The organism is Dactylosporangium sp. NPDC006015 (genome assembly GCF_040614215.1).
GTDB lineage: Bacteria > Actinomycetota > Actinomycetes > Mycobacteriales > Micromonosporaceae > Dactylosporangium > Dactylosporangium maewongense.
In genome coordinates, this window is sequence record NZ_JBEXUD010000064.1 from 19,344 (window position 1) to 44,512 (window position 25,169).

20 protein-coding genes are annotated in these 25,169 nt (G+C 70.9%); 12 read left to right on the top strand and 8 right to left on the bottom strand.

Going from position 1 to position 25,169, the window contains the following annotated elements:
- Positions 1 to 69 precede the first annotated feature (69 nt).
- The 4 genes from ABZ321_RS52980 to ABZ321_RS52995 all read left to right on the top strand — a co-directional run bounded on the left by ABZ321_RS52980 (position 70) and on the right by ABZ321_RS52995 (position 4,894).
- The gene (locus ABZ321_RS52980; protein WP_354904012.1) at positions 70 to 1,824 is read left to right on the top strand and encodes an ABC transporter substrate-binding protein; all 1,755 of its coding nucleotides are present in this window, start codon (positions 70 to 72) and stop codon (positions 1,822 to 1,824) included.
- Between the two features lie 75 nt (positions 1,825 to 1,899).
- Positions 1,900 to 2,877: an ABC transporter permease gene (locus ABZ321_RS52985; RefSeq protein WP_354904013.1), complete on the top strand. Its 978-nt coding sequence runs from the start codon at positions 1,900 to 1,902 to the stop codon at positions 2,875 to 2,877.
- Positions 2,874 to 3,902: an ABC transporter ATP-binding protein gene (locus tag ABZ321_RS52990; RefSeq protein WP_344500453.1), complete on the top strand. Its 1,029-nt coding sequence runs from the start codon at positions 2,874 to 2,876 to the stop codon at positions 3,900 to 3,902. The genes ABZ321_RS52985 and ABZ321_RS52990 overlap by 4 nt, the downstream gene beginning before the upstream one ends.
- A 20-nt stretch (positions 3,903 to 3,922) precedes the next feature.
- The gene (locus ABZ321_RS52995) at positions 3,923 to 4,894 is read left to right on the top strand and encodes an oligopeptide/dipeptide ABC transporter ATP-binding protein (protein ID WP_344500455.1); all 972 of its coding nucleotides are present in this window, start codon (positions 3,923 to 3,925) and stop codon (positions 4,892 to 4,894) included.
- On the opposite strand, the gene ABZ321_RS53000 is transcribed toward ABZ321_RS52995, so the two are convergent.
- Entirely contained in the window at positions 4,882 to 5,598 is a 717-nt protein-coding gene (locus ABZ321_RS53000; protein WP_344500457.1) for a response regulator transcription factor, read from the bottom strand. The genes ABZ321_RS52995 and ABZ321_RS53000 overlap by 13 nt on opposite strands.
- 292 nt (positions 5,599 to 5,890) lie before the next feature.
- On the opposite strand from ABZ321_RS53000, the gene ABZ321_RS53005 reads away from it, so the two are divergent.
- Entirely contained in the window at positions 5,891 to 8,452 is a 2,562-nt protein-coding gene (locus tag ABZ321_RS53005; RefSeq protein WP_354904014.1) for a collagenase, read from the top strand.
- Positions 8,453 to 8,517: 65 nt separating this feature from the next.
- Here ABZ321_RS53005 and ABZ321_RS53010 read toward each other — a convergent pair whose 3' ends face one another.
- Positions 8,518 to 10,332 (bottom strand): ABC transporter substrate-binding protein, encoded by a 1,815-nt coding sequence (locus tag ABZ321_RS53010; RefSeq protein ID WP_354904016.1) that lies wholly within the window; start codon positions 10,330 to 10,332, stop codon positions 8,518 to 8,520.
- 366 nt (positions 10,333 to 10,698) lie between these two features.
- Between ABZ321_RS53010 and ABZ321_RS53015 the strand changes: the two genes are divergently transcribed.
- From ABZ321_RS53015 to ABZ321_RS53025, 3 genes are all read left to right on the top strand, one after another.
- Positions 10,699 to 12,045, top strand: a complete 1,347-nt coding sequence (locus tag ABZ321_RS53015; protein WP_354904017.1) for an aminopeptidase P family protein — start codon at positions 10,699 to 10,701, stop codon at positions 12,043 to 12,045.
- 177 nt (positions 12,046 to 12,222) lie between these two features.
- On the top strand, positions 12,223 to 13,224 hold the full coding sequence (locus ABZ321_RS53020) for a proline racemase family protein (protein WP_354904018.1): 1,002 nt from the start codon (positions 12,223 to 12,225) through the stop codon (positions 13,222 to 13,224).
- A gap of 5 nt (positions 13,225 to 13,229) precedes the next feature.
- Positions 13,230 to 14,585 carry an aldehyde dehydrogenase family protein gene (locus ABZ321_RS53025; protein ID WP_354904019.1) on the top strand — a complete coding sequence of 452 codons (1,356 nt, stop codon included), beginning with the start codon at positions 13,230 to 13,232 and terminating at the stop codon, positions 14,583 to 14,585.
- A 19-nt stretch (positions 14,586 to 14,604) separates the two neighbouring features.
- Here the strand turns inward: ABZ321_RS53025 and ABZ321_RS53030 are convergent, their stop codons facing one another.
- The 4 genes from ABZ321_RS53030 to ABZ321_RS53045 all read right to left on the bottom strand — a co-directional run bounded on the left by ABZ321_RS53030 (position 14,605) and on the right by ABZ321_RS53045 (position 19,367).
- A complete protein-coding gene (locus ABZ321_RS53030; RefSeq protein WP_344500469.1) occupies positions 14,605 to 15,540 on the bottom strand; it encodes a proline dehydrogenase family protein in 936 nt (311 codons plus the stop codon).
- An 88-nt stretch (positions 15,541 to 15,628) separates the two neighbouring features.
- Complete coding sequence (locus ABZ321_RS53035; RefSeq protein ID WP_354904021.1) at positions 15,629 to 16,831, bottom strand: helix-turn-helix domain-containing protein; 1,203 nt, start codon at positions 16,829 to 16,831, stop codon at positions 15,629 to 15,631.
- Between the two features lie 91 nt (positions 16,832 to 16,922).
- Entirely contained in the window at positions 16,923 to 18,440 is a 1,518-nt protein-coding gene (locus tag ABZ321_RS53040) for a GGDEF domain-containing protein (protein WP_354904023.1), read from the bottom strand.
- 198 nt (positions 18,441 to 18,638) lie between these two features.
- Entirely contained in the window at positions 18,639 to 19,367 is a 729-nt protein-coding gene (locus ABZ321_RS53045; RefSeq protein WP_354904025.1) for a GntR family transcriptional regulator, read from the bottom strand.
- Positions 19,368 to 19,559: 192 nt separating this feature from the next.
- On the opposite strand from ABZ321_RS53045, the gene ABZ321_RS53050 reads away from it, so the two are divergent.
- From ABZ321_RS53050 to ABZ321_RS53065, 4 genes are read left to right on the top strand one after another with little or no spacing between them, the layout of a single operon-like run.
- Positions 19,560 to 20,732, top strand: coding sequence for an FAD-dependent oxidoreductase (locus ABZ321_RS53050; RefSeq protein ID WP_354904026.1), 1,173 nt, complete (start codon positions 19,560 to 19,562; stop codon positions 20,730 to 20,732).
- A complete protein-coding gene (locus ABZ321_RS53055; RefSeq protein WP_354904028.1) occupies positions 20,729 to 21,025 on the top strand; it encodes a (2Fe-2S)-binding protein in 297 nt (98 codons plus the stop codon). Before ABZ321_RS53050 ends, ABZ321_RS53055 begins: the two co-directional genes overlap by 4 nt.
- Positions 21,025 to 22,455: an FAD-dependent oxidoreductase gene (locus ABZ321_RS53060; RefSeq protein WP_354904029.1), complete on the top strand. Its 1,431-nt coding sequence runs from the start codon at positions 21,025 to 21,027 to the stop codon at positions 22,453 to 22,455. The genes ABZ321_RS53055 and ABZ321_RS53060 overlap by 1 nt, the downstream gene beginning before the upstream one ends.
- Before the next feature lie 11 nt (positions 22,456 to 22,466).
- The gene (locus tag ABZ321_RS53065) at positions 22,467 to 23,357 is read left to right on the top strand and encodes a dihydrodipicolinate synthase family protein (protein ID WP_344500483.1); all 891 of its coding nucleotides are present in this window, start codon (positions 22,467 to 22,469) and stop codon (positions 23,355 to 23,357) included.
- A gap of 21 nt (positions 23,358 to 23,378) precedes the next feature.
- On the opposite strand, the gene ABZ321_RS53070 is transcribed toward ABZ321_RS53065, so the two are convergent.
- Positions 23,379 to 24,665, bottom strand: coding sequence for a YibE/F family protein (locus ABZ321_RS53070; RefSeq protein WP_344500485.1), 1,287 nt, complete (start codon positions 24,663 to 24,665; stop codon positions 23,379 to 23,381).
- A gap of 59 nt (positions 24,666 to 24,724) precedes the next feature.
- Positions 24,725 to 25,075: a hypothetical protein gene (locus ABZ321_RS53075; RefSeq protein ID WP_354904031.1), complete on the bottom strand. Its 351-nt coding sequence runs from the start codon at positions 25,073 to 25,075 to the stop codon at positions 24,725 to 24,727.
- Positions 25,076 to 25,169: the final 94 nt, after the last annotated feature.

The following is a 25,169-nucleotide window of genomic DNA, read 5'->3' on the forward strand; positions in this document are numbered from 1 at the left end:
CGCATACATCCCGCAGAACCCGCAGGCGCACCGCTGGCCGCACACATCCCGCAGAAATCGAGGCATTGCATGAAGCACGTCAGATCGGTCGTGGTGGTGGCCGCCGTGATGGCCGCCGCGGCCACCGGTTGCGGCAGTCCGTCGTCGAAGCGGACCTCCGCGGACGACGGCAGGTCGACCATCGCCACCGACAAGGTCATCATGGACCGCGACGCCAAGGGACCCGCGAAGGATGCCCCGGGGGCTCGCAAGGGCGGCACGATCACCGTGTACTCCCAGCCGACACCCAACACCTTCGACCCGACCGACACGTACTACGTCGACGCCAACGAGATCGACAAGCTGGTCTTCCGTACCCCCACCCAGTTCGACATCCGCCCGAACGGCGACGCGGTGCTCGTCTCCGATCTCACCGATCTCGGCACCGTGTCGGCCGACAAGCTCACCTGGACGTTCCGGTTCCAGCGCGGAATCAAGTACGCCGACGGCAGCGAGGTCAAGGTCGAGGACCTCGCGTACGCCATCAAGCGGTCCTTCGCGCACGACGTGTACCCCAACGGGCCGACGTACCAAATGACCTACTTCAAGGACGGCGACCCGGCGAAGCCCGGTGCGTACAAGGGCCCGTACACCAGCGGCGACACGTACGCCGGCGTCGAGACCCCCGACCCGGGCACGCTCGTCATCCATCTCGCGCAGCCGTTCCCGGACCTGCCGTTCTACATGAGCTACCCGCTGTTCACGCCGATTCCCAAGGCGAAGGACACCCGCCAGGACTACAAGAACAAGCCGATGGCGACCGGGCCGTACGAGTTCGACAGCTACACCCCCGGGGCGCAGCTCAAGCTCAAGCGCAACCCGAACTGGGACGCGAACACCGACCCGGCCCGGCACCAGTACGTCGACGGCTGGGACTTCAAGTTCGGCGAGCAGGACGTCAAGACCCAACAGCAGGTGCTCAACAGCAACGGCGCCGACGCCAACGCGCTGAACTACCAGAACATCGACGCCTCACTGGTGCCGCAGCTGACCGGTGCCAAGGCCGGCCAGCTGCTGCGGGGCGCCAGCCCCTGCCACCAGATGACCCAGCTGGACTCGCGCAAGATCCCGCTCGAGGTCCGCAAGGCGATCGCCGTCGCCTACCCGTACGACCAACTGTGGAAGGCCTCCGGGTTCAACGACTACGGTCAGCAGGCATCCAGCACCATCATGCCGCCGAGCGTCCCCGGCTACCGTGCCTACCAACCGCTGCCGGGCCTGTCCGGCAAGGGCGCCGGCGACCCCGCCGCGGCGAAGAAGATGCTCACCGACGCCGGCAAGCTCAACTTCGAGGTGAGCTGGTACTACGACAACACCAAGCCGCTGACCCAGCAGACCACGCAGATCCTGTCCGACGCGCTGACCGCTGCCGGGTTCACCGCCAAGCCGATCGGCGTCTCCACCGCCGAGCTGCGCGGCAAGGTCGGCGACTACAACGCCCCGACGAACCTCGGCGCCTCGCCGGCCGGCTGGTGCTCCGACTGGCCCTCCGGCAGCAGCTGGTTCCCGGTGCTGTTCCAGACGCACAGCATCGCCGACGGCCAGAGCCTCGGCATGCTCACCGACAAGGACCTCGACGCCCGGATCAACGCGATCGCCGCGCTCCCGCCGGACGAAGCGGTCGGCAAGTGGGCAGACCTGGACCGGGAGATCATGAGCCGCTACGTCCTGCTCCCGCGGTACTACTTCAAGGTCGCCGTCGTGATCGGCACCAACATCGGCGGTGCGCTCGTCGACTCCACCATGGGCATGCCGAACTACAAGAGCATGTTCCTCAAGGGCTGACCGCCACCCGATCCCGGGCCCGGTCAGGCGTTCAACTCGTCGGGCCGGGCCTGGCAGCCACCCAGGCAGGACACCGTGCTGTTGTACATCCTCAAACGGCTCGTCAGCGCCGTCTGTGTCATCGTGGCCACCCTCGTGGTGAGCTTCGCCCTGTTCTTCGTCGCGCCAACCGACCCGGCCGCCGCGATCTGCGGAAACCGCTGCACGCCGCAGCGGGTCGCCGAGATCACGCACAGTCTCAGTCTCGACAGACCGGTCGCGGTGCAGTTCCGTGACTACGTCGCGGGCATCGCCGCCGGCCGGGATTTCATGATCGGCGGTACCGTCGTGCACTGCTCGGCGCCGTGTCTGGGCTATTCGTACACGCTCGGGCAGCCCGTGACGACCCTGCTCGCCCAGGCCGTGCCCGTGACGCTGTCGATCGTCGTCGGTGCGGCCGTCGTGTACCTGAGCGTCGGCGTGCTCGCCGGGACGTATGCCGCGCGCCGGCGCGGCACATTCATCGATCGCGCCACCGTCGGAGTCACCCTCACGGTGAGCTCGGTGCCCTACTTCGTGGTCGCGTTGATCGTCGCCCTGTACGCGACCGCACTGCCGCGCTCGGCCTACCACGCGCTGCTGGACGATCCGCTCGCCTGGGCCGGCGGGCTCAGCGCCGCGTGGCTCACGCTCGGGCTCGCCAACGCCGCCGCGTACACCCGCTACTCCCGCGCCGCGATGGTCGACATTCTCAGCGAGGACTACCTGCGTACCGCCCGGGCCAAGGGCGCCTCGCCGCGCCGGGTCGTCTACCGGCACGGCCTGCGAGCCGCGCTGACACCGGTCGCCACGATCTTCGGCCTGGATCTGGCGCTGCAGCTGACCGGTGCGATCTTCACCGAGAGCATCTTCGGCCTGCCCGGGCTCGGCGTGCTCACGTTGCGCGCCTTCAATCAGTTCGACCTGCCCGTGCTCATGGGCGGTGTCCTGGTCGGCGCCGTGGTGCTGGTCGCCATGAACCTCCTGGTCGACCTGCTGTACACGGTGCTCGACCCGAGGGTGCGGCTGGCATGACTGATCCGTTCGTTCAAGTGCGGGACCTGACCGTGCGGTTCCCGGTTGCCGGCAGCATGGTCCGCGCCGTCCAAGGCCTCAGCTACGACGTGGAGCTCGGCCGCACGCTGGCCATCGTGGGCGAGTCCGGCTCCGGCAAGAGCGCCTCCAGCCTGGCCCTGCTCGGGCTGCATGACCGGCGGCGCAGCATCATCACCGGCTCAGTCAGGATCGGCGGTCGCGAGTTCATCGGCATGCCGGAAGAGCAGCTGCGCCACCACCGCGGCAACACCGCCGCGATGATCTTTCAGGATCCGCGGGCCAGCCTCCATCCGTACCTCACGGTCGGCTACCAGATCGCCGAGGCCTACCGGCTGCACCACCGCACGACCCGGCGGGCCGCCCGCGCGCACGCCGTCGACATGCTCGGCCGGGTCGGGATCGCCAACCCGGCCCGGCGCGCCGGCGACTTTCCTCATGAGTTCTCTGGTGGCATGTGCCAGCGCGTCATGATCGCCATGGCGCTGGTCAACGACCCGAAGCTCCTCATCGCCGATGAACCGACCACGGCGCTGGACGTCACCGTCCAGGCGCAGATCCTCGGGCTCATCGCGGGCCTGCGCGACGAGTTCGGTTCGGCGGTCATCCTCATCACCCACGACCTCGGTGTCGTCACCGATGTGTGTGACGACGTCCTGGTCATGTACGCGGGCCGCAGTGTCGAGCACGGACCTGTGCGCAGCGTCCTGGGCAGCCCGACCCATCCGTACACCTGGGGCCTGCTGGAGAGCCTGCCCTCGCTGTCCGGACCGGCGGGTGGCCGGCTGCACCCGATCCCGGGCGCGCCGCCTGACCCGCTGGAGGCGCTGCCCGGCTGCCCGTTCCATGCGCGGTGCGAGTATCACGCGCGGGTCGCCGGCGACCGTTGCCGCACGGTGCTGCCCGACCTCGCCGTTCGCGCCGGCGACGGCGCCCATCGTTCCCGATGCCATCTCACCGCTCCCGCCGCGGTCTTCGCCGGCGAGATCGCGCCCCGTCTGATCTGAGCGCCCGAAAGGTTGACACCGTGCCCGACGTACCGTTGCTCGAGGTTCGAGACCTCGTCAAACAGTTCAGTGCGCGACCCGGCGGCCGGCGCACGGTCACAGCGGTGGACGGTGTCGCGTTCGACCTGCGTCCCGGCGAGACGCTCGGCCTGGTCGGCGAGTCGGGCAGCGGCAAGTCGACCATCGGCAAGCTCGTGACCCGGCTGCTCCGCCCGGATCGTGGCGAGATCCGGCTCGCCGGGCGCGACATCTCGACGCTGTCCGGGCGGGCCATGCGCCCGTTCCGGCGCGACGTCCAGCTGGTCTTCCAGGATCCGTACTCCTCGCTCAATCCGCGCCACACGGTCGGCGACATCCTCGGCACGGCGCTGCGGGTCCACGACACGGTGCCCAGATCGCAGGTTGCGCATCGGATCCGGGAACTGCTCGGTCAGGTTGGCCTCGACCCGGCCCATGCCGGCCGCTACCCGCACGAGTTCTCCGGCGGGCAACGGCAGCGCATCGGCATCGCCCGCGCGCTCGCGGTCGGGCCGCGGCTCATCGTCGCCGACGAGCCGGTGTCGGCGCTCGACGTGTCGATCCAGGCGCAGGTGATGAACCTGCTGGAGGACCTGCGCGCCGAGCTCGGCCTGGCGTTCCTGTTCATCTCCCACGATCTCGCCGTGGTTCGGCACTTCTGCGACCGGGTCGCCGTGCTGTACATGGGCCGGATCGTGGAGATCGGCGCCCGCGAGCAGATCTACGCCGACCCGCGGCATCCGTACACGCAGACCCTCATGGCCGCGGTCCCGGACATCGCCTGGCTGCGCGGGGGGAGCCCGCGACGCATCCGTGTCCCGTCGGCGTCCCCGGTCGCCGCGGAGGCGGGCGCGCAGCGGTCGGGATGCCGGTTCCGGGCGCGCTGCCCGGTGGCCGCACCGGTGTGCGCCTCGTCGGAACCGGCGCTCACACTTCGTGCCGGCGGGCACCGGGCGGCCTGTCACATCCGGTGATGCTGGACCCCACGGTCGGCGGCGTGCAGTGACACGCCCTTGCCGCGGACCGTGTGCAGGTAGCGCACCGGCGCCGCCGGCTCACCGAGCTTGGCGCGCAGCCGGTGCACCAGCACGTCGATGCCGTTGATCGACGTCGTCCCGCCGCGGCCGAGCCGGGTCCGCAGGACGGTGCGGGACACCACGCGTCCGGGATGCTCGGCGAGGCACGCCAGGAGGTCGAACTCGCTGCGGGTGACGGCGACCGGCACGCCGTGCAGTGACACCCGGCGCTCAGCGACGTCGACCCGCAGGGCGCCGACGACACAGGGCGCCGGTGGCGGCGCGGCCGGCACCCGGCGCAGCAACGCACCGACCTTCGCGTCCACCACCGCCGGCTGAGCCGGCTTGGGCAGGTAGCCGTCCGCGCCACCGCGCAGGGCCTGGAGCACCTGCTCCTCGGGACACTCCGCCGTGTGCAGCATGACCGGCCGGCGGGATCCGAGGCACATCAACCGCAGCAGCAGCAATCCGTCCACCGTCGGCAGGAACGGGTCGATGAGCACCACGTCGGGCCGTTGGTGGGTGTGGCAGGTGAGGTCGGCCAGCACCCGGCCGGCCGCGTGCAGCGACACGTCCGACACGACGTGTCCGTACTGGGCCAGCTCACTGGCCAGGGCCCGCCGGTATGCGGAGTCCTCGTCGATGAGCAGGAGGTTCGCCACGTTAGCCATCCGAGGTCGGGGTCCGAACGTCCGCAGAATTTCACGTCGAAGGCCTCGATCCCCATAGCCGGCACCATAGCGTCCACTGATCGCAGCGGCCCGCCCCGCGGCTCGGCCGGCGCCGTAAAGGTTGCCGAAAGCTGGCGCCCCACCGAACCTGACTGTCCCATGTGGACCGGTTGTCGCCGATCTCCCGCGCTGGTTAGCGTCCAGCGCCGAGCAACACATCGAAGCATGTAATCACGTGACCTGTGGTCCGTGCTTCGGCTCGCCAAACCCCCAAGGAGATCGCATGACCACAAGCCAGCTCCGGCGAAGAATCGCCCGGCTGTCCGGCGCCGCACTGCTGCTCGCTCTCGCGGGCGGACTGACGGCGGTGCCGGCGGCCGCGGGCCCCGCCTCACCTTCCGGTGCGGCGGCCGCCTCGGCGAGCACGACCAAGGCACCGCCCGCCGCGGCCGACCTCGCCACCACCGACCGGCACCTCGACAGGCAGGCGCAGCCGGTGAACCGCCGGGCGCCGCAACCGGCCGCGAACACGGTCACCCGCACCGACTACGACCGGCCGGCCGCCACCGTCCGCCAGTCCCGCCCGTCGGACCGCGCTTCGCTCGCGGCGGCCGCCTGCAACACCTCCGACTTCACCAGCCGGACCGGATCCGCGCTGGTGAGCCAGATCAAGTCGTCGTCGGTGGACTGCATCAACAGCCTGTTCAGCCTCTCCGGCAGCGATGCGTACAACGCCTTCCGCGAGGCGCAGATGGCCAGCGTCGCGTACGCGGTGCGGGACGGCGCATCCAGCTACCCGGGCAACTCCAGCACGGGGATGCCACAGCTGGTGCTCTACCTGCGCGCCGGCTACTACGTGCAGTGGTACGACACCTCTGTCGGCACCTACGGCACATCACTGCAGACGGCGATCCGGTCCGGCCTGGACGCGTTCTTCGCCGGCTCGCGCGCCTGGGACGTCACCGACGCCAACGGCGAGACCCTCGCCGAGGCGGTCACGCTGATCGACAGCGCGCAGGAGAACGCACGGTACCTGTACGTCGTGAACCGGCTCCTGACCGGCTACAACTCGTCGTACAACGCGTCGTGGTACATGCTCAGCGCCGTCAACAACGTCTACACGGTGCTCTTCCGGGGCCACCAGGTGCCCGCGTTCGTCACCGCGGTGCAGTCCGACCGCACCGTGCTGAACAACCTGTACAACTTCGCGTCGGGCCACCTCGACCTGCTCGGCACCGACAACGCCTACCTCACCTCCAACGCGGGCCGGGAGCTCGGCCGGTTCCTGCAGGAGACCGCGCTGCAGCCCACCGTCCGGCCGCTGGCCGGCGGGCTGCTGTCCAGCAGCAGCATGACCGGCCGCACCGCGCCGCTGTGGGTCGGCGTGGCCGAGATGACGCAGTACTACGACGCGGCGAACTGCAGCTACTACAACACCTGCAACCTCTCCGCCCGGCTGTCCAGCTCGGTGCTGCCGATCAACTACACCTGCAGCGCGTCGATCAGGATCGTCGCGCAGAGCATGACCTCGTCCGAGCTCAGCCAGTCGTGCAGCAGCCTGTTGTCGCAGGACGCGTACTTCCACGGCGTGGTCGCCGACAGCGGGCCCGTCGCCGGCGACGTGAACTCGGACATCGAGGTCGTGGTGTTCGACTCCAGCACGGACTACCAGACGTACGCCGGCGCGATCTACGGCATCGACACCAACAACGGCGGCATGTACCTGGAGGGCACCCCGTCCGACCCCAACAACCAGGCGCGGTTCATCGCCTACGAGGCCGAGTGGGTCCGGCCCGTGTTCCAGATCTGGAACCTCAACCACGAGTACACGCACTTCCTCGACGGTCGCTTCGACATGTACGGCGACTTCAACGCCAACGTCACCACGCCGACCATCTGGTGGATCGAGGGCTTCGCCGAGTACATCTCGTACTCGTACCGCAACGTGGCCTACACCTCCGCGCAGACGCAGGCCGGCTACCACACCTACACGTTGCGTACGCTGTTCGACACCACCTACAGCAATGACCAGACCCGCATCTACAACTGGGGTTACCTGGCCGTCCGGTACATGCTCCAGTCGCACCGCGCCGAGATGATGACCCTCCTCGGCTACTACCGGACCGGTGCGTACACCACCGCCCGCAGCTACCTGACCAGCACCATCGGCAGCCGGTACGACGCCGACTTCGACGCGTGGCTGACCCGCTGTGCCGCCGGCGACTGCGGCGGCAGCACCACTCCGCCCACCAACCAGCCGCCCACGGCCTCGTTCACCGTCGCCACCAGCGGACTCACCGCCACCTTCACCGACCGCTCCACCGACAGCGACGGCAGCATCGCGTCGCGCCAGTGGACCTTCGGTGACGGCACCACCTCCACCGCCGCCAACCCGAGCAAGACCTACACCGCGGCCGGCACCTACACGGTCACCCTGAAGGTCACCGACAACCAGGGCGCCACCGCCACGACGACCCAGTCGGTCTCCGTGTCCACCGGCGGCGGCACCACGCTGCCGGAGTGCACCGGATCCGACACGCGCGTCCTCGACCGCAACTGCCAGCGCTCGGCGCGGTCGGCGACCGCCGGCAACTACAACTACCTGTACATGTACCTGCCGTCCGGCGTCACGACCCTCACCATCGCCGCCAGCGGCGGCACCGGCAACTGCGACCTGTACTACAGCCCGACCAGCTGGGCGACGACCACCAACTACTCCCGTTCCTCCACCGGCAGCACCAACGCCGAAACACTGACCATCACCAACCCGCCCGCCGGTTACAACTACATCAGCCTGTACGGCCGGACCGCCTGCTCCGGCGTCACGGTCAGCACCCGCTACTGACCGGCATCCGGTTCACGAGGCTCCCCGCGCCGCACCCGGCGCGGGGAGCCTCCCCGTGTGGCCGGTCAGGAAAGGTAGAGCGCGCACAGATCCGGCTGGCCGAACTGCGGGTGGATGAATCCGTTGCGGACGTTCGCGCCGGCCATCCGCAACGCCTTGATGTAGAACACCGGGATGGTGACGGCCCGGGCCTGGATCGCCTCGTCCAGGGCGCCCCACAACCGGTACTGCCGCTCCAGGTTCGACTCGGCCAGCGCCTCGTCGATCATGGCGTTGATCTGCGGGTCGTTGAAGTTGGCGTAGTCGGTGTTGCCGGCAGAGCCGTCCCTCGGCACGTTCCGGCCGTCGAACTGCGGCGGGATCACCGCCGAGCCGTTCGGCCAGTCCGGCACCCAGCCGGCCCACATCATGTCGTTGCCGTTGGCGGGGTCACCGATGCCGGTCGAGTAGTACGACTGGGACGGGTACGGCCTACGGACCACCTCGACACCGATGCGCTGATACGACTCCACCACCGTGCTGATCGCCCGCGCGACGTCGCTGGAGTTCGGATACGCCAGCCGGATGCGCGCCGGGCACGGCCGGCCGGTCGCCGCCGCCTGCTGGAGCAACCGCAGCGCACGCTCCGGGTCGCCGTCCGGATTCGCCGCTGAACCGTAGAGATCGAACGCCCGGTGCGACTTCAACTGCGGCGCCAGCATGGTCGTCGCGAACTCCCCGACGACGAAGCCGCCCAGCGAGGCCCGCAGCCGCCGCTTGTTCAACGCGTAGGTGAGCGCCTGCCGGCAGGCGAGGCCCGGCAAGGTGCGGGTGTTGAGCGCGAAGTACCGCACCCCGCCGGTGCTGCCGATGACCGCGCGGCCGGCCAGTACCGGATCGTTGATGATCTGCTGGACGAAGTTCGGTGCGGCGTCCCGGTCGATCGCGATCGTGTCCGCCCACGCGCCGTCGCTGTCGATGAGGTTCGCGGTCACCGCCGTGGTGTCGTTGCGCCAGGTGACCACCACGCGATCCAGGTGCGCGCCGCGAACGGTGTCGGTGCCGCGGTGCCAGAACGGATTGCGGGTCAGCACCAGCTCCTGCGCCGTCGCCGACTCGATCTTGTACGGTCCGTTGGAGTAGGGCCGCCGGTCGTAGGCCTCCCCGGTGTCCTTCGTGGCGGGCACCGGCGCGAACACCGACAGCGCGACGGCGTATCCGAAGTCGCCGACGGGCTGCTTGAGGTGGAAGCGGATGCTCTGCGACGTCAGGCATTCGACGGAGCGCAGGCCCGCGCTGTCGGCGCCGGTCGTGAACGGGCCGGTGTACGGCTTCGGATTCGGTTGCAGGTACTGGCCGGGATACTTCGCCCCGTCGTCGAACTGCGGCGCGAAGCTGCGCTGGATGCCGTACTTCACGTCGGCGCACGTCACCGGGGTGCCGTCCTCCCACCGCACGTCGTCCTTGAGCGTGAAGTCCCAGACCTGATTGCGCTCGCTCGGCCGGCCCGCGTCCGTGGCCAGGTCGCCGACGACCTCGCTCGCGGCCGCCCCCGGCACCGACCTGAACGTCGTCAGCGTCCGGGTGAGCAGCCGGCTCACGTTGGCCTCGGTGACGGCGTACACCCGTTGTGGGTCGAGATGCGCCAGCGCCCCACCGATCACCACGTGCAGGGTTCCGCCGTCGTGGGGCACGAGATCCCGCCCGCCGCCGTCGTCCTGGCACGCGCCGAGCGCGAGCGCTGCGACGAGCACGAACCCGATCCCGGGTCGGGTCGTGCCGCCGGTCGGCGGCCGGCCGGCCGGGAACGGCGTGCCCGGCGGCGGGTCGGTTCGTGCTCGGACCGGTGCTGGTAGGACCGGCGGGACGGTTGCCGACGGTTTCGGGTGCGGCAGCTGCATGGCGACCCCTCGATTGGACCGGGCCGATACGGCCCGCGTGGGTGTAGCCCCCGTGCAGCGTGCGATGTTATCTGTAACATATTACAGTGTCCATGCTCGGGGCCCGGCTCGGTGACACGTGGACGCGGCCGGAGGCCGAACCGGTGCGACCGCGCGCTGCCATAGCGAACTTCTATGCCTCGGCTGATGAGTCGCCCGGCACCGGCGGTGCGACTCTGGCTGCACGCCTGCCGCGTCAGCCGCGAGTCGGACCAGCGGAGCGCAGGCCGTCCAGCGCCACCGACCCCGTAGAAGGACCTCGTGACACAGCCGCCGCTGCGTACCGGCAGCCATGACCTAGCCGTCAGCCGAACATTGGCCGAGTTCATGCGAACCGGCTGGGCGGACACCGAGCGGGCCGACCTACCGGCCGACCCGGTCGCGCCGTTCACCCGAGCACGTCGGGAGCGGCTCCACGCCCAGTTCGCCGGCCATCGCCTCCTCGTGCCCGCCGGCGGTGACCTGCGCCGCAGCAACGACACCGACTTCCGGTTCCGCCCGCACTCCAACTACACCTGGCTCACCGGCGATCAGACCTCCGACGGGGTCCTGGTCATCTCGCCGGACGGGTCCGCGACGCTGTTCCTGCGCCCGTGCAGCGACCGTAAGGACGACGAGTTCTACCGCGACCGTCGCTACGGCGAGCTGTGGAACGGCCGGCGTCCCACGCTGCTGGAAACCGCGCGGCGCTGCGACATTCCCACCCGGCACATCACCGAGCTGGAGCACGAGCTGCGGTTGTCCGCGCCGACGCTCGTCCTGCGCGACGTCGATCCGCGCGTCGACCGGCTCGTTCCGGCGGACGGCAGCGGCGCCGACGCCGAGTTCGCCGCGGCGCTGGACGAGCTGCGCCTGATCAAGGACGACTGGGAGATCGCGCAGCTGGAGCACGCGGTCGCCGCGACCACCCGCGGGTTCGAGGACGTGGTCCGGGCCTTGCCGCAGGCACGTGACACGTCGGAGCGATACCTGGAAGGCGTCTTCTGGACGCGGGCGCGCGTGGAGGGCAACGACGTCGGATACCACTCGATCGTCGCGGCCGGCGCCCACGCGACGACGCTGCACTGGACCAGCAACGACGGCCCGGTTCGCGACGGCGACCTGCTGCTGCTCGACGCGGGCGTCGAGACCCGCACGCTGTACACCGCCGACATCACGCGGGTCCTGCCGATCTCGGGACGGTTCACCCCGCTGCAACGCGACCTGTACGAGCTGTGCCGGCGGGCCAACGATGTGGCCTTGTCCTGCCTGCGCCCCGGCGCACCGTTCCGCGCCTTCCACCGGGCGGGCATGGCGGTGCTGGCCCAGGGCCTGGAAGACCTCGGGGTCCTGCCGTGCACGGCCGCCGAGGCGCTCGAGGAGGAGTCCGGCGTCCACCGCCGGTGGACCCTGTGCGGATCCGGACACATGCTCGGCCTGGACGTCCACGACTGTGCGCTGGCACCCGCCGACCGGTACCTCGACGGGGTGCTCGAACCGGGGCACGTCCTGACCGTCGAACCGGGCCTGTACTTCCAGCCTGACGACGAGCTCATCCCGGTTGAACTGCGGGGCATGGGATTCCGCATCGAGGAGGACATCCTCATCACCTCCGACGGCCACCGGGTCCTGTCGGCCGACCTGCCGCGCACCGCGGCGGATGTCGAGTCGTGGATGCACCGCACAGCCGCCTGACGCACGGGCGTCCGCCGAGACCTTTCCGTGGGGTGGGGCCGTTGCCCCCTGTCCGGGATGCCTGGACAGGGGGCAACGGTTTGCGCTGACCGGCTTGCAGGCCCCACGGACGAACCGACCAGCCACCGACGACCCCGAACACCGTCACGACCGGACCAGCGCCGCGGAGGCCACCCGATGCGTTCCAGACACATGTTCCACGCCGTCGACTCGCACACCGAAGGCATGCCGACCCGGGTGATCACCGGGGGAGTCGGACTGATTCCCGGTAACAGCATGGCCGAGCGCCGCCGGTACGTGATCGAACACCTCGACCACGTGCGGACGCTGCTGATGTTCGAGCCACGCGGCCACGCCGCGATGAGCGGTGCGATCCTGCAACCGCCGATCCGCCCGGACGCGGACTGGGGCGTGGTGTACATCGAGGTGTCCGGCTGCCTGCCGATGTGCGGGCACGGCACGATCGGCGTCGCGACCGTCCTGGTCGAGACCGGCATGGTGCCGGTGGTGGAACCGGTCACCACGATCCGCCTCGACACCCCCGCCGGCCTCGTCGTCGTCGACGTGCACGTCCAGGACGGCGCCGCCACCGCCGTCACCCTCACCAACGTGCCGGCGTATCTGGACGCGGCGGACCTGACCGTCACCGTCGGCGGGTTCGGCGACGTCCGCTACGACATGGCGTACGGCGGCAACTTCTACGCGATCCTGCCGCTGGAGCGGTTGGGACTGCCCTTCGAACGCGGCGCCGCCGGCAGCATCATCGAGGCCGGACTGGCGGTCATGGCGGCGGTCAACGAGCAACGCAAACCCGTCCACCCCGAGGATCCGGGCATCGCCGGCTGCCGGCACGTCTACCTCGCCGCGCCGGATTCGGACGCCAAACGGTCGCGGCACGCGATGGTGATCCATCCAGGCTGGTTCGACCGGTCCCCGTGCGGCACCGGCACCAGCGCGCGCATGGCCCAGCTGCATGCCCGCGGCGAGCTGCCGCTGGACGCCGAGTTCCGCAACGAGTCGTTCATCGGCAGCGAGTTCACCGGACGGCTCGTCGCGGCGACGACCGTGGCCGGCCGGCCCGCGGTCGTCCCGGCGATCACCGGCCGCGCCTGGATCACCGCGACCGCGCAGTACCTGCTCGACCCGACCGATCCCTTCCCGAAGGGCTTCCTGCTGTGAGATCCGTGCAGAGCCGATCACCACAACAACCGGACGACATCGTCGTCACCGTTCCCGCCGCCGGAATGGGCGGCGTCGTCGCCGCCGTCGAGCGGGCCCGCCTGGCGCAGCGTGAATGGGGCGGATGCCGGGCCGGCGAACGCGCGGCCGCGCTCACCGAGGCGGCCGGACGGGTGTACGCGGCCCGTGACGAGCTCATCGCGCTCGCCGTCCGGGAGGTCGGCAAGCCGGTCACCGAGGCGACCGCCGAAGTGGACCGGACCGTGGCGATCCTGCGGTACTACGCGCAACAGGTCTACGACCCGGCGGGTGCCGTGCACGAGCCGACCGGGACGGGACTGCTGTACACCCGCCGCCGCCCGCTCGGGGTCGCCGGTCTCATCACGCCGTGGAACTTCCCGTTCGCCATCCCCCTGTGGAAGGCCGCGCCCGCGCTCGCCGCGGGCAACGCGGTGGTGCTGAAACCCGCGCCGCAGGCGACCGCGTGCGCCATGCGGCTGTTCGAACTGCTGGCCGGCCCCCTGCCGGACGGGCTCGTCGAGGTGGTCCCCGGGCATGCGAGCGAGGGCCAGGTGCTGACCTCCACCGCCGATGTGGTGTCGTTCACCGGCTCGGTGCAGGCCGGGACGGTGGTGGCGGCGCGTGCGGTCACCACCGGCGTCCCGGTGCAGGCGGAGATGGGCGGGCACAACCCGGCGATCGTCCTGCCGGACGCCGACCTCGACCGGGCGGCCCGGCACATCGTGGCCGCGGCCTACGGCTATGCGGGACAGAAGTGCACGGCCACGCGCCGGATCATCGGCGTCGGCGCGGCGAGCGAGCCACTGCGTGAGGCGCTGCTCATGGCGATCGACGAGCTGCCGTGCGGGGATCCCGGCGACCCCAAGACCATGTGCGGCCCGGTGATCGACGACGCGGCCCGCGGCCGCATGCTCGCCGCGGCCCGTGAGGCCCGCCAGTCGGGAGGCACCGTGCTGGCGGGAGGCACCGCATCGGACAACCTGGTCGCGCCGATCCTCGTCGGCGGCCTCTCCGAAGGCCATGCGTTGGCGCGGCACGAGACGTTCGGACCGTTCTGCCTGCTGCAGACCGCTGCGGATGTGCCGACCGCGGTGGCGATGGCCAACAGCGGTGCGTACGGGCTCGTGAGCGCGGTCTACACCGCCGACCTGGGACACGCGCTGCGATTCGTGGAGGAGCTGGGGACCGGGTTGGTGAAGGTGAACGCGCCGAGCACCGGCGTCGACTTCCATCTGCCGTTCGGAGGCGTCAAGGCCTCCAGCTACGGTCCGCCGGAACAGGGCAAGGCGGCGATGGACTTCTACACCACGGTGCGGACGGTGACGGTCCAGCCCGGCTGACCCGGTCCGCGTACGGATGTCATCGGTGCGCGCCGGGCAGCAGGGAACGCGTCAGGAGCAGGAGGTTGGCGGGCCGTTCCGCGAGGCGGCGCATGAAGTAGCCGTACCAGTCGTCGCCGTACGGCAGGTACACCCGCATCCGGTTGCCGGCCTGCGCGAGCCGCAGCTGCTCCTGTGAGCGGACGCCGTACAGCATCTGGAACTCGTACCCGTCTGACGGCACGGACAGCTCACCGGTCAGTGCCGAGGCGTGGGCGATCAGCGCCGGATCGTGCGTGGCGACCATCGGATAGGCACCGGCGCGCAGCAGCGTCTCCAGGCACGCACGGTACGCCGCATCGACCTCCCGTGCGTTACGGACGAGCACCGAGGCGGGTTCGGCGTACGCGCCCTTCACCAGGCGCACCCGGCTGCCCGGATACGCGAGATCCTTGCAGTCGGCCGCGGTGCGCCGCAGGTAGGTCTGCACCGCCACGCCGACCCAGGGGAACTGCAGGCGCAGCCGGCCGACCAGCGACAGAGTGGTGTCCACGGTGGTGTGGTCCTCCATGTCGAAGGTGACCGTCGTGCCGGCGGCGGCCGCGGCGGCGCAGACATCATGGGCGTACTCGTCCGCGTACCGGCTACCGTCGCCGGGGACCGCGGCGCCGAGCGCCGACAGCTTCACCGACACCTCCGCCGCCGCGGCGAGACCGGCACCGTGCAGCGCTGCCAGCAGCGCTGTGTAGGCGTCGCGGGTCGCACGTGCCTGCTGCGCCGTGCGGGTGTCCTCCCCGAGGTGGTCGACCGTCACGGTGAGGCCGGCCCGGACCAGGCGATCTGCCACCGGGACGACCTGCTGCTCGCCTTCGCCGGCGACGAACCGGTCGACCAGCCGCCGGGTGAGGCGGAAGCGCGACACCGCCGTGCGGGTGCGCGGGCTGCGGGACGCGGCGAGCAACAGCTGGTTCGGCATGAGCTCACCGTAGGTTCGTCCTGGCACGCGGGCTATCGCCGGCTGTCGAACGGTGCCGGGCAGGCTTTCGACAATTGTCGAACGACGGTCAGGCCATGCCGGCGAGCCGCGCCATGTGCAGGCTCGTGTGGATGGTGAGCCGATCGTCGCCGTCGCGAAGGGACAGCTGCGACAACTGTTCGATCTTGCGAAGCCGGTAGTAGACGGTCCCGCGGTGCACGTGCAGAGCGGCGCAGGTGCGACGGATGTCGCCGGCCTCGACGAGGTAGGTGCGCAGCGTCTCGACGAGGGTGGCGTCGGCGAGGACCGGCAGCAGCCGCGGTTCGATCGCCTGCTGGAGCGCTTGGACGGGCAGCAGTGTGAGCACCCGCAGCGCCCCCAGCCGTGGCCAGTCGGCGATCGGGCGGTGTTCGGACATCGACCGGGCCACCCGCAGCGCGCAGCGCGCCTGCCGGTAGCTGTCCGCCGCACCGGCGAGCGTCGGATGCACGCCGCCGACCCCGGCGACCCAGCCGGCGACGCCGCCCGCGGCGAGGACATCCAGTGCGCGTCCGGCCGTGCGGCGCGGGTCCTCCGCGGCCGCCGCGGGGGAGAGCAGCACGACAGCGTCGTCGTGGACGGCCCGCAGCACCTTCCGGTCCAGCCCCCGCGGCGCGTCCAACGCCTCGGTGACCGCCGTCTGGTCCATCGGCTGCGCCGCCGGATCGACAGCCGCGGCCACCGTCACCGCCACGCGCCGAGCGGACCAGCCCTGGTCCTCGAAGAAGCGGATCGACTCCTGGCGGCTCGGTTCGTGCTCGCCGACGAGGTCGCGCAGGCGGTCTGCGACGAGCTGCTGCCGGTGCGCGTCACGGTTGAGGAGGCGGCCGAGCCGCTCGGCGGCCGCGACGATCCGATCGAGGACGGCCGGGTGCGCGGCGGTGCCGTCGTCGAGGAACCACAGGAAGCCCACCGTGCGCCCGTTGCTGCGGACCGGCACGACCAGCCGGGCCATCGTGTCGCGGGACGGGTCGGCCGGGATGTGCACCGGTCCCATGGCGGTGCGCACGTTGAAGGTGTCCAGATACCGGCGGATCTCGGCCGACGTGGTCCGGGTCAGCAGTGTCTCGCGCCGGATCCAGTCGACTTCGCCGCGGTGCGGGCCGAAGGTGAGGGAGTTGAAGTTGGTGTCGGTGAGCTGCACGGCGAGCCCGGCCGCCGCCGCCAGGTCGTCGACCAGCTCGTCGATCTCGTCGTGCACAGCGCCCCTCGATGTCATCGCGGAGACGCCGCCGCCGAGGCCCGACACCACGGACCTGACGCTGCTACGGGCCCGTGCGAGCGGACCGGCGTCCCCGGCGCCCACTGTATCGGCGACCCGGCGCGGCGCCGCAGGACGGACGCTACATCGCCGCGGTCTGTGACAGCTCGTGACCCGCGTCTGACGCGGCCGCCGCGGCGGCGCTGCGCCGGGAGCGCTTGCGGCTGTACATCCGCTCGTCGGCATGGTGCATCAACGCGGAGGTGGTGGTGCCGTCGTCCGGGGCGATCGCGATGCCGATGCTCGCGCCGACACGTGCCTGCCGCTCGGCGACGACGACCGGTTCGGCGACGCGCCGACAGATGTCGTCGACGATGTCATCGATGGCCGCGGGGGAGACGACGTCACGCAGCAGCACGCAGAACTCGTCGCCGCCGAGCCGGGCGATCGTGTTCGGGGCCTGGACGATCTCGGCAAGGCGGGTGGCGGTCTCCTGCAGTAGGGTGTCGCCCACGTCGTGCCCCAGCGTGTCGTTGACCGCCTTGAACCCGTCCAGGTCCACGAAGAGGATCGCGACCGACTCGCCCTCCCGCCGTCGGGTCAAGGCGTCGTCGGCGCGCTCCAGGAAGAGTGCCCGGTTGGGCAGCTGCGTCAGCGCGTCATGCATGGCCCGCCAGCGCATGGTGGCGATGAGATCGATCGCCCGCAGCGCCGCGGACGAGGTCGCGGCGAGGGCGGCCAGCGCCTGCTCGTCCTCGGCGCGGAACCGTTCGTTGGTGGTGCGTGGTTCGGCGAGCAGCCGCAGCGGTGTGTCGTCCGGCTGGTGGACGACCGCGCAGATCTCGCCCTTGGCGGCCGGCCTGTCGGTGTACACGGTGTGCCTGGAGCGCAGCATGCGTGCCGCGTAGTCGAGCGTGGCGTGCTGGATCGCGGCCGGGTCCGTGCACCGTTGCAGGTGCAGCACGGCGTCTGAGAGCACCGTGCTGCGGATGTTGGCCAGCTGCGAGCGGACCAGCGCACGGGAGATCACCATCAGCATCCCGATCGGCACGATGAGCAGCGGCGTGGCGGCCGGTGCGTCGCGGAAGATCGCGACCGTCAGACACGCCAGCGCGCCCTGCGCGCACCCGACCAGGAACTCGACACCGACGCTCGCGGTGAACAGTGCCACCGCGTTGCGGCCGCGAGCGAAGTAGGCGGTCACGGCGACGACGGCGAGCGTGCCGGTCTCACCGAGCACGCCCAGCACCAGCGTGCTGGCAAGGAGCTGAGGAAAGCCGCTCAGCCACATCTCCACGAGCGGCTTGACCGCGATGACACCTGCCCACACCGCCGTCGCGGCGGTGAGGTGAGCCACCCTGACCATGGTGTTCATGGACAGCGTCCAGCACGCGACGATCATCCCGACGGCGACGCACTGCACGGCGACGCTGAACGGCACGATGTGCGCCACGACGACATACACCGTGGTGTCGAGCAGCATCGTCACCTCGGCGCGCAGGCCGGACATCACCAAGGGCGATCTGGCGAGCACGGCGATCGCGAGCGCGGTCAGTGCGACAGCGGCCGCATCCATCTGCAGCACGTGCGGCCGGCCGACCTTCTCGGCCCATTGCGTCCCGGACAGCGCCAGGACGGCGACACCGATGACGGCTGACACGGCGGTGAAGGCTCGAAACGCTGTTCGTTGCTCCGGGGGCTGCACCGCGCTCATCGGATCACCTCATCCGCTTCGTGGCCTTCCTGCCGCACCGGGAGCTCAGGGCTACACGGCGATCAGCTCATCGGCGGGGTCCGGCCGCACATGAGCGCCCACCTGATCCGATCCCCGGCCGGCGTCGCGTGTCGTGTGGCGACGTCAGCTCGGAGCGCCGGCGGCCGGATGGGTGGTTTCGGAGCGATCCGCCCAGATTCCGCGGACATGCCGCAGGTGGCCGCGGATGTGTTTCACGATCGCACGTTCGTTCTTGCCGCGCAGCAGCTCCACCAGCTGCAGATGTTCGTTCGCCGAGTCGATCAGCGTGCCTTCGTTCAGCAGCGTGCCGAGACCGTAGAGCCGGCTGCGGTTGCGCAGGTCCGCGACCAGCGTGGTGAGCCGCGCGTTGCCGGCGAAGCCGAGCAACGTCAGGTGGAACGCGGTGTCGGCCTCGATGTATCCGACGACGTCTGACCTTTGCGCGGCCGCGACGATGCTGCTTGCCAGCGACTGCAGGTTTCCGAGCTGCTCGTCGGTGAGCCGGCCGGCCAGTCCCGCGACGGTCGGCACCTCGAGCAGTTCGCGGATCTGGGTGATCTCGTCCAGCTCCTCGTCGGAGATGGAGTTGACCCGGAAGCCCTTGTTCTTGGCGATGGAGATCAGGTCTTCCTTCGCCAGGTCGAGGATCGCCTCGCGCACCGGTGTGGGGGACACGCCGAACTCGCTCGCCAGCGTGGGTGCGGAATACAGCACGTCCGGGCGCAGTCGCCCGGCGATGATGGCGGCCCGAAGCGCTTGCGCGATGTCCTCGCGGAGGCTGCGACGGTGACGCATGACCGGTAGGCCGAGGCCGGCGTGTCCGCCCGCCTCTGATGGATCTCCCGGACTCATCTGCTTGCCACCTTCCACCCTCGATGTGCCGGGCGCGGGCGCCCGCTCGGTGTCCTGGCATTTTCGCCTACTCCCGGCACGGCGGACATGCGGGGTGCGGCAGGCGGTCCGGTCCTGGTTTCGCGGGATGTTGTGGTCGTCAGTGGTGTGTGACATATTACTGCCGTGTCGGATGTGGCTCGTGGAGCCGATGTGGTGGTGATCGGTGCCGGGATCGTCGGCGCTGCCTGTGCCTTCGCCGCGGCACGTGCGGGCCTGCGGGTGGCGGTCCTCGATCGGGGCCCGGTCATCGGCGGCACGACGGGCGCGGGGGAGGGCAACATCCTCGTCTCGGACAAAGGCCCAGGAGCGGAGCTCGACCTCGCCGTGCTGTCCAGCACGCTGTGGCGGCAGTTCGGCGCCGAGCACGGCGACGCCATCGAGTACGAGCCGAAGGGTGGCCTGGTGGTCGCGGCCGGCGAGGCCGACATGCGGGCGTTGCGCCGGTTCGCCGCCGAGCAGCGAGCCGGCGGCGTGCAGACGCAGGTCGTCACGGCGGACGACCTGGCCGAACTCGAGCCGCACCTGGCCCCGGGACTCGCCGGCGGGGTCCGATACCCGCAGGACGCCCAGGTGCAGCCGATGCTTGCCGCTGCGTTGCTGCTGCGCCTCGCCCGTGAACGCGGAGCCACCATCCACCCCGACACTCCGGTGATCGCGATGCGTCGTGACGGGCACGGACGGGTGATCGGCGTCAGCACGCCGGGCGGCACGATCCCGGCGGGGTCCGTGGTCAACGCGGCGGGCGTCTGGGCAGGCCAGATGGCCGCGCTCGCCGGTGTACGGATGCCGGTGCTCCCGCGACGCGGATGCATCCTCGTCACGCAGCCGCTACCGACGATCGTCCGGCACAAGGTGTACGGCGCCGGCTACACGACCGACGTCATGAGCGACGCCACCGACCTGCAGGTGTCACCCGTCATCGAGGGCACCCGCGCCGGGACCGTCCTCATCGGTGCCAGCCGGGAGCGGGTGGGGTTCGACCGCGCCATGCCGATACCGGTGCTGGCACGGCTCGCCAGACACGCGACGGAGCTGTTCCCCGTGCTCGCCGACGTCTCGGTCATCAGGGCCTACCTGGGCTTCCGGCCGTACATGCCGGACCACCTGCCGGTGCTGGGAGCAGACCCCCGGGTGCCGGGACTGCTGCACGCGTGCGGCCACGAGGGCGCCGGGATCGGACTCGCCCTTGCCTCCGGCCACCTCATCGGCCAGGTGCTCACCGGCGCCGAGCCGACCCTCGACCTGTATCCGTTCCGGCCCGACCGGTTCAGCGACCCGGCGGACGGCGCGCGCACCGGTGCGCCCACCGAGGAGGCGATGTGAATCCACCACCCGAGCCCTGGCGGCTCGTCCATGCCGATCCTGATCCGCCATTCGAGATCATCGTGGACGACCAGCCGGTGCGCGCCGTCCCAGGGCAGACGATCGGTGCCGCGCTGTGGGCGGCCGGGGTGCGCATCACCCGGCACACGCGCGGCACCGGCCGCAGTCGAGGGATGTTCTGCGGCATCGGGATCTGCTTCGACTGCCTGATGACCGTCAACGACAGTCCGGCGCTTCGCGTATGCCAGATCGAGGCCCGCCCCGGCGACGTCGTGCGCACCGGGACCATGTGATGACGACCTACGACGCGGTCGTCATCGGCGCCGGTCCGGCCGGCATGTCCGGAGCCCACACCATCGGGCAGGCAGGTCTCCAGGTGGCACTCGTCGATGCCGGACCGCGCCTGGGTGGGCAGTACCACCGTCACCCGCCGGCCGCGTTCCACGCCACCCGGCCGCAGGCGCTGCATCACGGCTGGCGGCGCTTCTCCGCCTTACGCGATCGCCTCGCCGATCTCCCCGGAGTCACCCACCTGCCCGATCACCACGTCTGGTCGGTGGAACAGGCAGACGGCCTGATCACTGTGCGTGCCGTAACCGACCTGCGCCGGCCCGTGGGCGTCACGATCCGCGGGCGGGCGCTGCTGATCGCCACCGGTGGCTACGACCGGCAACTGCCGTTCCCCGGCTGGGATCTCCCCGGAGTGCTCACCGCCGGCGCAGCGCAGGCGCTGCTCAAGGGAAGTCTCGTGCTCGCGGGCCAGCGTGTGGTGGTCGCCGGGTCGGGACCGTTCCTGCTGCCGGTCGCCGCCGGGCTGGGCCGGGCCGGCGCCACCGTCGTCGGGGTCTACGAGGCTGCGCGTACCAGCCGGTTCCTGCGCCACGCGACGACCCTCGCGCAGAACGCCGGCAAGCTCGTCGAGGCCGCGAGACACCACGCGACACTGCTGCGCCATCGCATCCCGATGCACAGCGGCTGGGCGGTCGTCGCCGCGCACGGGGACACACATCTGGCCGCGGTGACGGTCGCGCGACTGGACCGTGCCGGCAATCCTGTGCCGGGCACCCGGCGCCGCGTGCCGTGTGACACCCTGGCGATCGGCTACGGGTTCACGCCTCAGACCGAGCTGCTGGTGCAGCTCGGTTGCGCCACGCGGGTCGGCGTCGACGGCAGCGTGGTCGCCGACGTCGACGCCGGGCAGCGCACGAATGTGCCGTCGGTCTACGCCGCCGGCGAGGTGACCGGTATCGGCGGTGCGGCACTGTCCGAGGTGGAAGGCGTCATCGCCGGCCTCGCGATCCGAGCCGGCGTCGGGAAACCTGGCAGGGTGCCCCGCCGGTTGCTGTCCCGCCGGACCGCACTGCGCCGCTTCGCCGCCGCCATGCATGACGTCTACCGGGTCCCTGCTGGTTGGGTCGACTGGCTCACGCCGGAGACGGTCGTCTGCCGCTGCGAGGAGGTCCCCGCCGAACGCGTGCGCGCGGCCGTCGAGCAGGACGGCGCCACCCGACCGCGGACCGGGAAACTGCTCACCCGAGCCGGCATGGGCTGGTGCCAGGGCCGGGTCTGTGCCCACGCGGTATCCACGCTCATCACCCACTTCGGAGGACGGCCGGCGTCGCCGGCCGATCTCGCGACCTGGGCCAACCGGCCCATCGCTCAGCCGGTGCCGCTGCGCCTGCTTGCAGACGCCGCACCAGATCTGTCCGCACCCCAACCCTAGGAGAACCCACCATGGCAACCACACCCTGGCGCGGTGTCGTCGTAGCGACCGCCCTGCCGTTCCGGGATGACCTGTCCGTCGACCTGGACGGCTACGCAGAGCACGTGCGCTGGCTCGCGCAATCTGGCTGCGACGGTGTCGTTCCCAACGGTTCCCTGGGCGAGTACCAGGTGCTCGACGAACGCGAACGCGCCGACGTGGTGCGCGCCGCGGTCGCCGCTGCCCCGGACGGATTCTCCGTCGTGCCTGGCGTCGCCGCCTACGGCGCTCGCGACGCGCGGCGCTGGGCCGAGCAGGCGGCAGAGGCTGGAGCGCATGCGGTGCTGCTGCTACCTCCCAACGCCTATCGCGCTGACGAGCGTGCCGTGCTCGCGCACTACGCCGAGGTGGCCAAGGTGGGCCTGCCGGTCGTGGCGTACAACAACCCTTACGACACCCGCGTCGACCTCACCCCGGAGCTGGTGGCGCGACTGCACGCCGAGGGCTCCATCGTCGCCGTCAAGGAGTTCAGCGGTGACGCGCGTCGCGGCTATCAGCTCGCCGAGCTGGCCCCCGACCTGGACGTGCTGATCGGCACCGACGATCTCGTCGTCGAGATGGCCCTGGCCGGAGCGACCGGCTGGATCGCCGGCTTCCCCAACGCGCTGCCGGAAGCCTGTGTGCGATTGTTCCGAGCCGCCGTCAGCGGTGACCAGCACACGGCACTGCCGCTCTACCGGACGCTGCACCCGCTGCTGCGCTGGGACGCGAAGACCGAGTTCGTCCAGGCGATCAAGCTCACCATGGACCTCACAGGACGCCACGGAGGCGCCTGCCGTCCTCCCCGCATGCCGCTGCTGCCGCAGCACGACGGGGAGGTCCGGACAGCCGTCGAACACGCGCTCGCGGCAGGCATGCGATGACAGCCGCCGAACCGGTCGTGGCTACCCGGCGGGGCGTGCGGAGCTCCACAGGTCGTCCCCGTCGTCGTCGCGCCACGGGTCGTCGTCCGGTGGTGTGGCGGCCGCCGGTTGCTCCGGTTCGGGCACCGTCTGCCGCTCCACCGAGATGAGCACGGCGAGCGCGGTGGTGATCGGCACGGCGGCGACGATGCCGATCGTGGCCACGACGCTGCGGACGACTTCCTGGGCGAGGAACTCGCTGGTGATCGTCTCCGCGAAGGGCTGGTTGCCGGCCGCGATGAGCAGCAGCACCGGCAGCGACGCGCCCGCGTAGGCGAGGACCAGCGTGTTCACCACGGCGGCGATGTGTGCCCGGCCGACGCGGGTCGCGGCGCGGTACACCTGCCGCCGGGTCATACCGGGGTTGGCGGCGGCCAGTTCGCTCACCGCCGCGGCCTGGGTGACGGTGACGTCGTCCAGCACGCCGAGCGAGCCGATGACGATGCCCGCGAGCAGGAGCCCGTGCAGGTCGACGGCCTGGAAGAACATGGCGAGGGTGGTCGCGTTCTCGCCGCCGTTGCCGGTGAGGTGGGTCAGGTCGACCGACCACACGCCCAGCACACCGGTGAGGACGAGGCTGGCGAGCGTGCCCAGGACCGCCACGGAGGTGCGCACCGAGATGCCGTGGGTGAGGTACAGCACGGCCAGCATGATGGCCGCCGAGCCGGCGACCGCGACGGCGAGCGGCGGCTGACCGGCGGCGATGGCGGGCACGACGAACAGCAGCAGCACGGCGAAGCTGACCCCGAGCCCGGCCAGCGCCGCGAGCCCGCGCCATCGGCCGAACACCACGATCACGAGGGCGCCGAGGAGGGCGAGCCAGATCAGGGGCTTGCCGCGCTGGTGGTCGATGATGGTGTACTGCTGGGCTTCCGGCCCTTCCGGCGTGTCGACGAGCAGCATGACGACCTCGTCGCCGACCGAGACGCGCGGCGCCTGCGGCCCGTCGGGCAGCGGGGTCCGGATGGTGCGGCGGGCGTCGGGTCCGTCCTCGACGCGGACCTCCACCGTGCCGCACCGGCTGGTGACGATGCCGGTCGGGGTCTGGACGATCTCGTCCGGGGTGCAGGCGCGCTGCTCGACCCGGGTGACGGTGCCGAGGTGGCGCCGGCCGGTGTCGCCGTCCACGCGGGCCGGCTCGGCGCGGGGCCAGAGCACGGCGATCGCCGCCAGGGTCGCGGCGATCACCGGCAGCATGACGGCGATGATGATGACGCGGATGCGCCGCGACGCCGCCGGTCCGGTGGCGTGGTCGTGCCCGGTTCCCATGCATGTTCTCCTGGGGCAGTTGCGTGATCTTGGTGCTGAGGCGTGTAGTGCCTCTCCGATCAGCGCAGCCACACCTGCAGCAGGGCGCGGTCGACCGCCGAGCGTGGCCCGGCCGATCCCGGCGGCCGTGTGCCGGCGGCCGGTGGCGTGAGTTCGTGGCATCGCGCGGTGCCGGCATCGACGGCCGGCGGCGCCACCGTCCGGGCCGAGGAGTGGTCGGCGATCGGGCGTTCGGAGGCCTGCGCGGCACCCGACGGGTTCGACGATGCGCAGTCGCCGGCGGTGGCGACCAGTTCGGTCACGGTGTGCGCGCGCTCCGGCAGCAGCACGACGGGGTGGACCGTGTAGCCCACGACGCTCAAGGCGAGCAACAGCCACAACAGCGGCTGCCAGCTGCCCTGTCGACGCATCGGATGCCTTCCTCGAGTACGGAGTGGCTGCCACCGTACCTGAAGGCCGCGGGCGCGGTGATCGTTTGCCCACCGCTCGACACCTGCGGATAGT